This window comes from Nocardia asteroides (assembly GCA_019930625.1).
GTDB classification, from domain to species: Bacteria; Actinomycetota; Actinomycetes; order Mycobacteriales; family Mycobacteriaceae; genus Nocardia; species Nocardia sputi.
This window is the reverse complement of the sequence record CP082844.1, coordinates 4,967,463-4,979,323: the sequence shown is the minus strand read 5'-3', so window position 1 is coordinate 4,979,323 and position 11,861 is coordinate 4,967,463. Positions and strand designations below refer to the sequence as shown.

10 protein-coding genes are annotated in these 11,861 nt (G+C 63.6%); 3 read left to right on the top strand and 7 right to left on the bottom strand.

Annotated features, from left to right (window positions below):
* Positions 1 to 174 precede the first annotated feature (174 nt).
* Together K8O92_22890 and K8O92_22885 are read right to left on the bottom strand one after the other, a co-directional pair.
* A complete protein-coding gene (locus tag K8O92_22890) occupies positions 175 to 1,401 on the bottom strand; it encodes an MFS transporter (GenBank protein ID UAK30728.1) in 1,227 nt (408 codons plus the stop codon).
* 860 nt (positions 1,402 to 2,261) lie between these two features.
* A complete protein-coding gene (locus K8O92_22885) occupies positions 2,262 to 2,858 on the bottom strand; it encodes a TetR/AcrR family transcriptional regulator (GenBank protein ID UAK30727.1) in 597 nt (198 codons plus the stop codon).
* 85 nt (positions 2,859 to 2,943) lie between these two features.
* Here K8O92_22885 and K8O92_22880 point away from each other — a divergent pair, with 85 nt between their 5' ends.
* The 3 genes from K8O92_22880 to K8O92_22870 all read left to right on the top strand — a co-directional run bounded on the left by K8O92_22880 (position 2,944) and on the right by K8O92_22870 (position 7,529).
* Positions 2,944 to 4,758 (top strand): ABC transporter ATP-binding protein/permease, encoded by a 1,815-nt coding sequence (locus K8O92_22880; GenBank protein UAK35886.1) that lies wholly within the window; start codon positions 2,944 to 2,946, stop codon positions 4,756 to 4,758.
* Entirely contained in the window at positions 4,755 to 6,482 is a 1,728-nt protein-coding gene (locus tag K8O92_22875) for an ABC transporter ATP-binding protein/permease (GenBank protein ID UAK30726.1), read from the top strand. The genes K8O92_22880 and K8O92_22875 overlap by 4 nt, the downstream gene beginning before the upstream one ends.
* A 534-nt stretch (positions 6,483 to 7,016) precedes the next feature.
* A complete protein-coding gene (locus tag K8O92_22870; protein UAK30725.1) occupies positions 7,017 to 7,529 on the top strand; it encodes a hypothetical protein in 513 nt (170 codons plus the stop codon).
* Positions 7,530 to 7,703: 174 nt separating this feature from the next.
* On the opposite strand, the gene K8O92_22865 is transcribed toward K8O92_22870, so the two are convergent.
* From K8O92_22865 to K8O92_22845, 5 genes are all read right to left on the bottom strand, one after another.
* A complete protein-coding gene (locus K8O92_22865) occupies positions 7,704 to 7,901 on the bottom strand; it encodes an IS3 family transposase (GenBank protein UAK30724.1) in 198 nt (65 codons plus the stop codon).
* Positions 7,837 to 8,160 carry a DDE-type integrase/transposase/recombinase gene (locus tag K8O92_22860; GenBank protein UAK30723.1) on the bottom strand — a complete coding sequence of 108 codons (324 nt, stop codon included), beginning with the start codon at positions 8,158 to 8,160 and terminating at the stop codon, positions 7,837 to 7,839. Before K8O92_22860 ends, K8O92_22865 begins: the two co-directional genes overlap by 65 nt.
* Before the next feature lie 120 nt (positions 8,161 to 8,280).
* A complete protein-coding gene (ltrA, locus tag K8O92_22855) occupies positions 8,281 to 9,675 on the bottom strand; it encodes a group II intron reverse transcriptase/maturase (protein ID UAK35885.1) in 1,395 nt (464 codons plus the stop codon).
* Positions 9,676 to 10,261: 586 nt separating this feature from the next.
* Positions 10,262 to 10,648, bottom strand: a complete 387-nt coding sequence (locus K8O92_22850) for a hypothetical protein (protein UAK36100.1) — start codon at positions 10,646 to 10,648, stop codon at positions 10,262 to 10,264.
* Positions 10,649 to 11,096: 448 nt separating this feature from the next.
* Positions 11,097 to 11,801, bottom strand: coding sequence for a hypothetical protein (locus K8O92_22845; protein ID UAK30722.1), 705 nt, complete (start codon positions 11,799 to 11,801; stop codon positions 11,097 to 11,099).
* Positions 11,802 to 11,861: the final 60 nt, after the last annotated feature.

The window sequence follows — 11,861 nt, the reverse complement described above, 5'->3', positions numbered from 1 at the left end:
TGATAGATCATCCGGGAAGGTGCGTCCTTCCCGTCATCCACAGGTCTTGATCATTTCTCTACGACCGACGTTACGAGGAGGCACAGCAAACATCCTTACCAGCAGAACCATCGATCCTGCTAACTCAGTGTCCACTACCCGGGGTGAACCTCCAGAGCGGCGCTTGACTGACCTTCACTCGATGGCTCGTATGTGCCGCCATGCGACGCCGAAGCCAAGAAATGTGAGGAAGACTGAGACGAGCACAATGGCCATGTATCCGAAACCGGGGATGAGCGCGAGTCCAACTGTGCTCGCGATCATGCGAAGCAGTCCGAGGATCGTCGCTTGCAACGAATAGTCCGTTGCCGATGAATCCGCACGGCTGTTATCCATGTAGACGGTGTTGGTCCAGGTCATGATGGCCGCATAGCCGATACTCATCATGAGTATCCCGGTTGCCGCGACTGTGGCGGATGCGTCGCCGATGGCGATCGGGAGTGTCGCCGCGACGGACAGCATCCCGGCGACGCCGATCACGACGAGCGGACGGGCCCGCCCCCACCGTGAGATTGCGGCGCCTGCTGCCAAGCCCGCGATTATGCCGACCACCGGCGCGTAGACGCCTTGGAGCGTCGCGATATCGCTCAGGCTCCATCCTCGATCCAGCAATAGCGCACCTTGAACGGCAGTAACGAGATACGCGCCGGAAACCAGGAGAGGTGCGACGATCAGCGCGAAGGTGCGTCGTGTCGTCGAGGTGAAAAAGGTACCTATCCGCGACCATTGGATCGCGGCCGGGGCCTCGCCTGCGGGTTCCCGGAATCCGATCAGCATGGCGGCTGGGATCGCGAATAACGCCCCGAGAGTCAGCAGAGTCACGCGCCAACCGCCGAGGTCGTAGAGAAACAGCGCGCCGCCGGTGCCGAGGACGATCGACGCAGTGGCGGCGGCGACCTGGATGCCGTTGCCCAGCCCTCGTTCGGTGGGTCCCAGAATCCGTACCGCGAGCCCGTTCGTCGCAGTGTCGTTCAGTGCAGCGAACACGAGCAGGATCATCAGTCCGGCAAACACGAGCGGCAGGTCATGTGCTGGATCAACCACAGACAGCGCGGCGAGCGACGCAGCCAAGGCTGCTCGAGTCGCCCACAGCCAACTGCGGTATGGCCCCTTACGAGACGGGTGGCCCCGGTCGATAATCGGACCGGCGATGAATCGCAGCACGTAGACCACACCGAACAGCGGCGCCAGCGCCACCAGTTTCTTGGGGTGGCCGAGGCTCAGCAGAATCGTCGTGAGCGCCCCGAACAAGAATGAGAACGCAATGTCGCTGACCAGGTACAGGCTGACGATCAGCGAGTAACGTCGCAGCCGGCCCGTGATGGGGTAGTGGTCCAGACTGCTCGACGACGGGGCATTCACGAGACTCCTCATAGAGCCGAGACTATGAGATCGACTGACCGTCGGTCAATGATATTCTGCCAGACGAGAATGATTCTTGCTATGTCGGTTGATCTGATGAATGAGGCCATGACTTTGGTGAGAAGACGATCGTGCATGGCGGCGGCGGCTGTCCGCCAGCCGCACCGTGCGGGCGGTGGTAGTTGCAATGCGTGTTCCGCACCCTAAGGACGTTCGAGCGTTGCTCTCGGAGGGCCAGGTTCGAGCGTAGAGGAACTCTTCGGACAGAATTCTGTTGTAGCGCTCCACTTTCCCACTGAGCCGTGGCGTGCAGGGTCTCGGTCCGCTCGTGTCTCGCCCCAATAAGGACCGAGTGAACGCGCCTGCGCGACAGCACGCGCCATTGTCGGTGACCACCTGCGCGATATGGGTGATCCCGTGCACCGCGAACCAAGTCCTCGCCCGGTGCAGGAACCCGATCGCTGTGGCCGCCTTCGCGTCCGGTATAGGTTCGGTGTAGGCGAGGGGTGTGGCCGACGACAGCGGAGTACAGGTACTACCGTCGACCACACACGGCCGCCGGAAACCACATCAGGCCTCATACATCGCCGAACGAGGGCGACTCACTGCCTACGGTGTGCGCCGGTTCAACTACCTCGCGGCCATGCTCGCCGACATCACCGGTATGCCTACGGTCTGGATCCCCGCGATTCTCGCCCTCTTCGGGATCGGCGCCTTCGCCGGCCTGTCCATCGGCGGACGCATCTCCGACCGGCGCCCGGGCACCCGCGATTCGCGAAGGAGGCGGTGCCCCATGGCGGGGCTGGTTGCCCATGCCGGGCGGTCTCCAAGAGACCGCCCGGATCTGTCCGAAGCAGTCCCTAGAGCTCGGGGAGGATGAATGAGCGGCACCAGCGGCGTACCTCGGCGATGACCCGCTCGGTGAGCGCTGGGTCCGCGGCGTGGAAGAGGTAGTCGGCACCGTGATGGATCGAGCCGTACAGCAGCACGGCTGTGGACTCGGGATCCACAATTCGGAGCCCTCCAGCGTCGCGTCCGGCCGTCAACAATGACCTCAGTAGCTCGACATGTCGGTATCCGACCTCCTCGCTACCGACATCATCGCCGGTCGATCCGTGCGGTAGGTGGAACAAAGTGTTGTGCTTGGCTGGATCGAGCAGGAAGGTGCGAATTCCAGCGACGAGCCATGTCTCGATGCGACCGGCCCAGTCATCAGGGTGCAGGAGCGACATCGCCTCGTTCTGCGCATCGAGCAAGGTCTCGATGTATCGCGCGCGGAGGGCTCCGAGAACGTCCTCGCGGGCTCGGAAGTACGAGTAGAAGGTGCCTTTCGAGACACCGGCAGCCTGGGTGATGTCCTCGACCGTTACCGCGGCGATGCCCTTCTGTGCGAGCAGTTGCTCCGCGGCGTCGAGAAGTTCGGAGCGCCGTTGCTCCGCAGGTTTGGTCCGACCCACTCATTGCCTCCTGTCAGGTGTCTGTTGACCCATCGTGCCATATGGTAAGTTATTGACTGACGGTCAGTCGATTTGGAGGCAGTTGATGACTTTGCTGGTTACAGGTGCGGATGTGTCGGACGACAAAGTCGACGAGCTCGACCGGCCCCTGCGGTCCGCAGTGCGCGACCTGCTGCGCCCGGTTCGCCGGCAGCTGTATCTAGGGGCGGGTCTAGCTTTCGTCAGCTCGATGCTCGGCCTGCTTCCCTACGTGGCCGTGGCCGAAATAGGTCGTGAGTTGACGTCTGCACAGCAGGCCGACGTCGTGTGGATGTGGGTGTGGGTCGGTGTCGTCGGCGCTGCGGGGCGGTTGCTGCTGATGGTGGTGGCGAATCTGGTGACGCATTACGCCGATGCCGACTTGCAGCGCTCTCTCCGCGCTCGGCTGGCGCGGCATGCGGCCGTGCTTCCGTTGGGTTGGTTCACCGGACGTGGTTCGGGCGAGCTGAAGAAGGCGATGGAGGACGACATCGAGGACATGCACCACATGGTCGCCCACGCGGTCCTCGACCTTGCCAGCGCGATCGGGCTCCCGATCGTCGCACTGGTTTATCTCACGGCGACGGACTGGCGAATGACCCTGGCCACCCTGGCGGTGCTTCCCCTGGCGTCCTTCGCCATGGGAGCTGCGCACCGGACCATGCCTGCGCGTATGGCCGAGCTGACTGCCGCCCAGGTCGAATTGAACAACGCGACCATCGAGTACGTAGACGGCATCCAGGTCGTGAAGGCCTACGGCGGCGCCGGGCGGACCTATCGCCGTCTGTCCGAGGGCATCGACCGGTTCTGCGATACCCTCGCTGCCTGGACCGCTGAGGCAGGGCGGGCGATGTTCGTCACGCTCCTGCTCCTTTCGCCCGCCTCGGTACTGTTAGTTGTGGCAGGAGCGGGGACCGGATTCGTCGCGGCCGGCTGGCTCGACCCGGTGGACCTGCTGCCCTTCTTGCTCGTCGGCGTCAGCCTGCCCACGCCGTACATGACGATCGCCCAAGGCACCCAACAGCTCCGTAAGGCTCGTGTCGCCGCAGAGCACCTGCGCAACGTGCTCGACCAGCCAGTACTTCCCGAGCCCGACGCACCGCAGACCCCAAGGACGTACAGCATTCGATTCGACGCGGTGACCTTCGGCTACACCGCCGAAAAGCCCGTGCTGCAGTCGGTGGACCTCCTCTGCCGACAAGGTACCGTTACCGCTGTCGTGGGACCATCCGGCTCCGGCAAGACCACTCTCAGCAGGCTTATCCCCAGATTTTTCGATGTTGGTGCTGGATCAGTAACCATCGGCGGTGTCGATGTGCGCGACATCCAGCAGGAAAAGTTGCTGGCCCGCATTGCCATCGTGTTCCAGGATATCGTGCTGTTGCGCGACACGATACGGGAGAACATCCGTCTGGGACGTCCCGGCGCAAGCGACGCCGAGGTCGAGGCGGCTGCTCGTGCCGCCCAGATGCACGAGACGATTCTGGCGCTGCCTGAGGGGTACGACACTGTGATCGCCGGTCGTGGCGGCGTGCTCTCTGGCGGGCAGCGGCAGCGGATCACCATCGCTCGCGCCATCCTTCAAGACGCCCCAATCGTGCTGTTGGACGAAGCGACCGCATATGTCGATCCCGAGAACGAACGCGCCGTCCAGGAAGCTCTAGGCAGATTGGCCCGCGGACGCACTGTGGTCGTGGTCGCGCATCGGTTGTACACGATCCAGCACGCCGATCAGATCGTCGTCCTCGACGCCGGACGAGTGGTCGAACGCGGCACCCATGACGAATTGCTCTCCGCCGGTGGCCGTTACCGGGCCATGTGGACAGCGCAGAACCAGACCCCTCAAGTCACGGCCCCGCGAGGGAAGGACGAGTCCCGATGATCCGCCGCATCCTCCAGATTTGGCCGCACCGCGGCATGATCAATGCGCTCGCCCTGCGCTACATACTCTCCGGCGTCCTTCAGGGCCTCGTGCTCGTCATGCTCCTGCCGTTGCTGCGCGAGCTGTTGTCGGACCCGATTCGCATTGGAGATGTGCACTGGTGGTTGTTCGGGATCGCCGTCGTCGGGGTCGCCTATCTTGCGAGTGTGTGGTGGGGCCACGCTGTGGGATATCCGACCGCCAACCGTATTATGCGCGACCTGCAACATAGTCTTGGCGAGCACCTCGGGCGACTCCCGCTGGGTTGGTATGTGAATCAGACACCGGGGCGCATCGCGCGCGCCGTGGCCCAGAACACCCCCTCGGCGGCGAGCATCGTTTCCCACGTCTGGCCTGAGCGGATTGCGGCGATCGCCACTCCGGCCACGGTCGTCGTCGGCGTGTTTTTCGTGGATTGGCGGATCGCCCTAGCCTTCCTGGCGGCGGTGCCCGCCGCCGTATTTGTGATGCGCTGGTCGGCTCCGATCATCCGCGACACTCAGCACCGCATGGACGAGGCTTCTGAGGAAGCAGCTGCCCGCGCCATCGAGTTCGCCCAAGCCCAGCCGGTGCTCCGGGCCACCGGAAGAGCCAGTGCTGGCTTCGCACCGATGGAGCAGGCTCTCGACCAGCAACGACGCGCGTTCCGCCACGCGCTCGCCCGACACACACTGCCGCAATACGCGTACGTCGGGATCGTCCAGATCGGCTTCACCCTTGTCGTGGTCACCGGAGCCTGGCTCGCCACCCGCGGCGAGCTCGCCGTGCCCGAGGCCATCGCGCTGCTCGTGCTCGCGTCACGTTTCATCGAACCACTCGCTGCGATCGCCAGCCTCTCCGGCGCGATCCAGGTCGCAGACGTGGCCCTCGAACGCGTGGGCACCATCCTGAATGCGCCGCCTCTTCCCGAGCCTACGAGCGGTCAGGCTCCCACTGAGCACGACATCACCTTGAACCGAGTGCGCTTCGGCTACGAGCACACTCGTGTCATCGATGACGTCACAGTCACAATCCCCTCTGGAGGCATGACCGCGATCGTCGGACCATCAGGATCGGGCAAGACCACCCTGCTCCGACTCATCGCCCGCTTCTGGGATGTCGATTCCGGCTCGATTCAAATCGGCGGGATCGACCTTCGTGACATCCCCACGCCCGATCTGATGCGCACTCTGGCGGTCGTCTTCCAGGACACCTACCTATTCGACGGCACCATCGAGGACAACCTGACTATCGCCGCCCCGGACGCCGACGAGGCACAACTCCACCGGGCCGCGGCCGCCGCCAGACTCGATGAAATCATCGAACGGCTCCCCGAAGGCTGGCAGGCCCGTACCGGCGAAGGCGGTATCGCGCTCTCCGGCGGGGAACGCCAGCGGGTCGCGATTGCTCGTGCTCTGCTCAAGGATTCGCCCATCGTGCTCTTCGATGAAGCCACCGCCGCGCTCGACCCCGAGAACGAGGCCGCTATCAGCGCTGGGATCAGCGAACTCGTGGCGGCAGGCCGAACCGTCGTCATCATCGCCCACAAAATCGCCACTATCCAGCACGCCGATCAAATCCTCTTCCTCGACGACGGACGACTGGCTGAGACTGGGACTCACGCCACGCTCCTACGAGCCGGCGGCCGTTTCGCCGACTTCTGGCGCGAGCGCCACGCATCAGCCGAGTGGAGTATCCGCCCGTGATATCCGCGATACACCGGAGGGAGGAGACGACTTCGGCGACATGGTGCCTGTCCAGATATTGGCTCTGTCCCACTTACCGTGGTAAGAAATCAGCCGCATTCATCCCGATCAAGGCGTCGGGTAGCGAGCCATCAGGGTTCATCGCAGGTCGCACCCAGCCCCTCGGTGCCGAAGGTCATCGTGCCCAGAGCCGGCGGTGCACCGGGGAGTCCGGACCAGCCGGGCAGCCGGTTGCTGTCGAGCGCAAGCGCCCGGTAGCGACGAAATCGTGTTCTCCGGACCAGAAAAGCCCTAATCCCCGCTGTGCCAACCCTTCTGCCCCTTGCTGGCGGTTGCTGCATCACCCGCGGACGACCTCGCCGACGTTGTCCTATAGCAGCGATCAACTCGCGTATGTCGTGTCGTCGCAGAGTTCTAGGCGGCCAGGTCCTTTGAGCCTTGCCGACGGCGTCTAGCCATACCCAGAACCCCTGGGGCCCACCGATACTACGAATGACCGGACCAGGCCCACACCCAGAAAGGTAGGGCAAGCCGATGACACGCAAACGGAGAACCCGGCACATCGAGATGGTTAGCACCGTCGATGTGCCCATCGAACAGGTCTGGGCCACGATTACCTCGCCCGAGGGCATCAACGCCGAACTGCGGCCCTATCTGAAGATGACCGTGCCCAGGACGTTCCGAGACCGCACTATCGACGACGTAGCACCCGGAACTCGACTGGGACGCAGCGTCCTCCTGCTATACGGATGGCTCCCCATCGACTTCGACAACATCACCGTCGCCGAGATCGATCCCGGAACACGGTTCCGCGAGGAATCGACCATGATGTCGATGAGTGTCTGGGTGCACGAACGCACCCTACGTCCCTCCGGCAACAGCACCGAGATCACCGACTCCGTGTCCTTCGTCCCGCGCGCACCCCTCGGGCTGCTTCCCTACTGGGGCGCAGCCCTGCAGGCTACCCTGACGTTCTTGTTCCGCCACCGGCACCGGCGGCTGCGGACCCACCTGAACGCGACACAGACCGACAGCGAACGATCATGACACAAACCCGCAGCGATCACGCTCGCACCGCCGACCCAACCGGAAACCGTCGACGAAACGCCGAGGAGCGACGCATCCGTCGGCCACCACCGCTATACCGCACCGCCGTCCGTCCCGGGCGAGCGAATGTGTTTGTTCCCCGGTTCGGGCTGCTGCACGATGAGGTGACAGGCGTTATGCAGCCTGTCGGGCTGCTGGGGTCATGATCGCTTCGTATTCGATCGGGGTCAAACGTCTGAGTCGGGTTTGGCGTCGGCGCCGGTGGTAGGTGCGTTGGATCCAAGTCACGATCGCGATCCGGAGTTGTTCACGGTTGGTCCACTGATGCCGGTCCAGGACGTTGCGTTGCAGCAGGCTGAAGAAGCTCTCCATCGCGGCGTTGTCGTCCGCGGCTGCGACCCTGCCCATCGACCCGGCCATCCGGAATCTCGTGGATGAAAAGCTTGGAACGAAATCGGCTGCCGTGGTCGGTGTGGACGATGCAGCCGGCCACCTCGCCACGGCGGGCGACGGCATTGTGCAATGCGGTGACCGCGAGCCGTGATTTCATGCGCGAGTCGATGCAATAGCCCACGATCCGACCCGAGTAGACGTCTTCGACAGCGCAGATGTAGAGCTTGCCCTCACTCATGCGATGTTCGGTGTAGGGGTCGGACCGCAGCGCCCTGCCGGTCTCTCAACCGGTGGGTTTCTGCGGCCCGCCCTCCGAACCGGACGTGCGCCTCGTCGACGCATCCGGCTCTCCATGTGTTCATGCCGCTGGTGCGGGCGATCCGGTTGTCGGTGCGCTCGATGATGGTGTGGGAATCTTGGTGCCCCGGTAGCGATATCGTTCGATGACGACCGATTCCGGCCGAAACATATCGATTCCTCCGGCGCTGATCCGCCAACTGGGCAGGTAACGCCGTATCAGGGTGTGCATGTTCAGTCCGTGGTGTCGTTTGCGGAGCCAGCCGATGATCCGCCAAACGGCGTAGTGATCGATGTAGCCGAAGGTCCGCCACGGCACTCCGTGACGGAAGTAGTTGCACCAGCCTCGCAGCACCGGGTTCAGCCAGCGCAGCAAGTCTGCGAGCGTTGGATTTCTCTTGCGGCGAGTCACCATTCGCACCTTGCCGATGATGCAGGACAGCGCCTTCTTCGACGGATAGGTGTAGACAGCCCGCTTGCCGGTCCGGCTTCGCCAGGCGCGGCGCTGGATGCGCCAGCCCAGGAAGTCGAACCCCTCGTCGATGTGGCAGACCCTCGTTTTCTCTTGCGACAGGCGCAAACCCATCGGGGCGAGCACCGCGCCGACTTCATCCCACAGCGCTTCGGCGTCATCGCGTTTCCCGGCGATCATGATCACGAAGTCGTCGGCATAGCGGACGAGTTTCATGACCGGTTCCCCGGCGCGACGACGTTTGGCGCGTGTCCATTCAGGTCCGAGCGCGGCCCATCGGACCGCGAAGTCCTCGTCCAACACCGACAGGGCAATGTTGGCCAGCAGCGGTGAGAGGATTCCGCCCTGGGGTGTGCCGGTGATCGTTTCCCTGTTCAGGCCCTGTTCGGTCAGGATCCCGGCCCGCAGGAACGCCTTCACCCAGCCCAGCACGCGTTTGTCCCCGACGCGTCGGCGCACCCGCTCCATCAGTGCGGTGTGGTCGATCTCATCGAAACACGCCGTGATATCGGCCTCGAACACCCACTCGTAATCGCGGGGAGGTGAACTGAGGTAATGGATCTCAGCGATCGCGTCCTGCGCCCGGCGTCTCGGGCGGAAACCGTAGGAACACGGCTGAAAATCCGCCTCGAATATCGGCTCGAGCACCAATTTCAACGCGGCCTGCACGACCCGGTCCGCGGTCGTCGGAATCCCGAGACGCCGAATCTTGCCCGACGCCTTGGGAATTGCCTTCTCCCGCACCCGCTGCGGAACAAACCGGTTCGCCTTCAAATCGTTTCGAAGACTCGCCAGCAGTTCCTCGGCACCGGAATCGACCGATCGCGGCGCGATCCCATCGACTCCGGCGGTTCGTGCTCCCTTGTTGCCCCGCACCCCCGCCCATCCCACCAGCAGGAACGCCGGGTCATAGACGAGGTTGGCGAGATCATCGAAACGGCGACCGGGATCGGCCACCGCCCATCGGTGCAGCTTCTTCTGCATCCTGAGTACCCGGAACTCCGCCTCGGCGAAAACGATTCCCGGATCACCGGTATTCACCAGTGGCCTCCCCATGATGCGTCGACGCTGCGAACACACTGGACCCCTTCGCCATGTGACCGGCTTTCCCGGCCCCGGACTACTACGGGTCCTCCGCCCCACCCCGACAGCATCGGCCGGCGATGAGCCTTCCCACCGGGCGGCTGGCGGCCGCCCAAGTCAGGGACCGCCGAGGTGGTTCCCACGTTCACTCCCGAACCCTTCGACGGGGTCGGCGCCCAGCTATGCCCCTGCAGCCTCGCCACGGTTACGCCGCAGACCTTCACCATGGCCTCCCGACCAGCGACATCGACCGATCCAGGAGTTCTCCGCACGACACCGTCGTTCGGATGCGCGCTGCTATCCAGCCCACATCCGCCAGGTTCGAGCTGGTGGCTCTCTCGAGGGGCGTTCAGCCGCTGGTTCCTCACGTACGCCTTTCCGTCTCGCTTGCCGAGCCCGGACCATCTGGCAATGCTGGCCCGCCTCGTCGTTGTCAGGACCGCTTCCCGTCCGCACCGTCATCCCACGGCGCGAACTGTCCTCAGCTTCAACCGATCGACAGCGACCGATCGGTGGCGGTGTCCTTCCACACCGCAGGGTTCAGGAACGCCTCGTGGCGCTCGATATCGGTGCACCACAACACATTCGGACGATCCGCAGCGAATTCCCGGCGGACGAGATCGTCGTGGACAGCCGGACCCGGACGCCGGGACCTGCCGCGGCGGGGTTTACCGAACACGCTCCACCACCTGTTCGCCGCCGCGCGACCGAGAGACCAACGGTGTTCGTGGGCGACCTGAACGTTCTCGAACCCGACCATCAACCGCGCTACCGCTTCTTCGTCGAATCCGAATACGACTTCTACCGTCGTCTCACCACCGACTGCGGGCTGATCGATGCGTTCCGGACCCCGCACCCGCAGCTGATCGAACACTCCTGGTCGGGCGCACCGGCGACGGCTACCGCTACGACCACATCCACGCCAGCGCGGACCTCACCCCAACCCTGCAGGAATGCAGCTACATCCACCCGGCTCACACGGCCGCACACGTTCAACGGAGAATTCGCGTCCGGAGCCCAGTCGGGCGAACGGGCCACTGACTTCACGCTGGCTTGACGCAGTCCCAGGGCACTCACTGTCGGACGTTCAGTGCGACGTGCCCATTGGCCACCGGTGGCGTGCATGTATTCGAAGCTTGCGCTATTCGTCAGAACGGGTGGCCAGCCGTCAGTGGTGGCTCGTTCCCACACGGGTCGCGACGGCGGCATGCAATTCTCGGCAAAGTCTTTGCGAAGCGGTTAGCCAGCAGGTAGTAGATCAGTGGCCGACAGCTTCGCCCGGTTCCGGCCAGTTGCAGTCGTTGCACTCCCAGTCGGGGCGCTCAAGCGAGGTCCTTTCGCGCCTGTTTCAGGAAGTCGCTGGTGATCTCTCCTAGGTCTGCGAGGAAGTCCAGAGCCGCTTTCCCCAGAGAAGATGTGGCTTTTCGCCACTCATCATCGCCCCAAGTGGGGTAGGTGTTTTTTGATATGTACCGACTGACGAAGGGGCCATAGTGATCGCTGCTAAAAACGGCGATACGGGTCACAAATCGGTCCGCGATCATAAACATGTCATCACTTCCCGTCATCCATACGGTGTTCAAAGCGTCTACGAACAGAATCTGGGTCTTGCCGACCTCCCCCAGCTTCTCGATTTGGAGATCTGGTGAAGTGGTCGGCTCGATCAGCAAATGGCTGATTTCGGACAATGCTGCCTCATAGCGGTTCAGAGTGCTGAGGAACTCTCGGTACAACTTCTGGCGACTCTCCCTTGCCGCCTCGGATGCGGCCAGCTGACTACTTCGGTTCGACTCGTTGATACTCACGTAGACGGCTGCACCCGCAGAAACAAAGCTCGAGATCACGGCGGTGACCAGCGCTGTAATCAGCGCATACCGCCCACTACGAGACCCAACCTCCGGCGCCGGCCTTGAACCGGCCTCCGAAACGGGCCCATGGCCCGAGGGTGGCCCCGGCGAGGTGTCCAGCTCCGCAGGTGAATCACGTTGCGCCCCCTCCCCGGCTTGTTGCTGCGGTTCGGCACCCATCGTTCCTCCGCTCACGGCGCCTCAATGGATATGCACGCTGATCTTATGACCTGAATCCTG

Bases quoted from the DNA above. Each gene is read 5' to 3' on its own strand.
- K8O92_22880 (UAK35886.1), top strand. From the start codon at position 2,944: ATGACTTTGCTGGTTACAGGTGCGGATGTGTCGGACGACAAAGTCGAC.
- K8O92_22875 (UAK30726.1), top strand. From the start codon at position 4,755: ATGATCCGCCGCATCCTCCAGATTTGGCCGCACCGCGGCATGATCAAT.
- K8O92_22870 (UAK30725.1), top strand. From the start codon at position 7,017: ATGACACGCAAACGGAGAACCCGGCACATCGAGATGGTTAGCACCGTC.
- K8O92_22865 (UAK30724.1), bottom strand. From the start codon at position 7,901: ATGGAGAGCTTCTTCAGCCTGCTGCAACGCAACGTCCTGGACCGGCAT.
- K8O92_22860 (UAK30723.1), bottom strand. From the start codon at position 8,160: ATGAGTGAGGGCAAGCTCTACATCTGCGCTGTCGAAGACGTCTACTCG.
- ltrA (UAK35885.1), bottom strand. From the start codon at position 9,675: ATGCAGAAGAAGCTGCACCGATGGGCGGTGGCCGATCCCGGTCGCCGT.
- K8O92_22845 (UAK30722.1), bottom strand. From the start codon at position 11,801: ATGGGTGCCGAACCGCAGCAACAAGCCGGGGAGGGGGCGCAACGTGAT.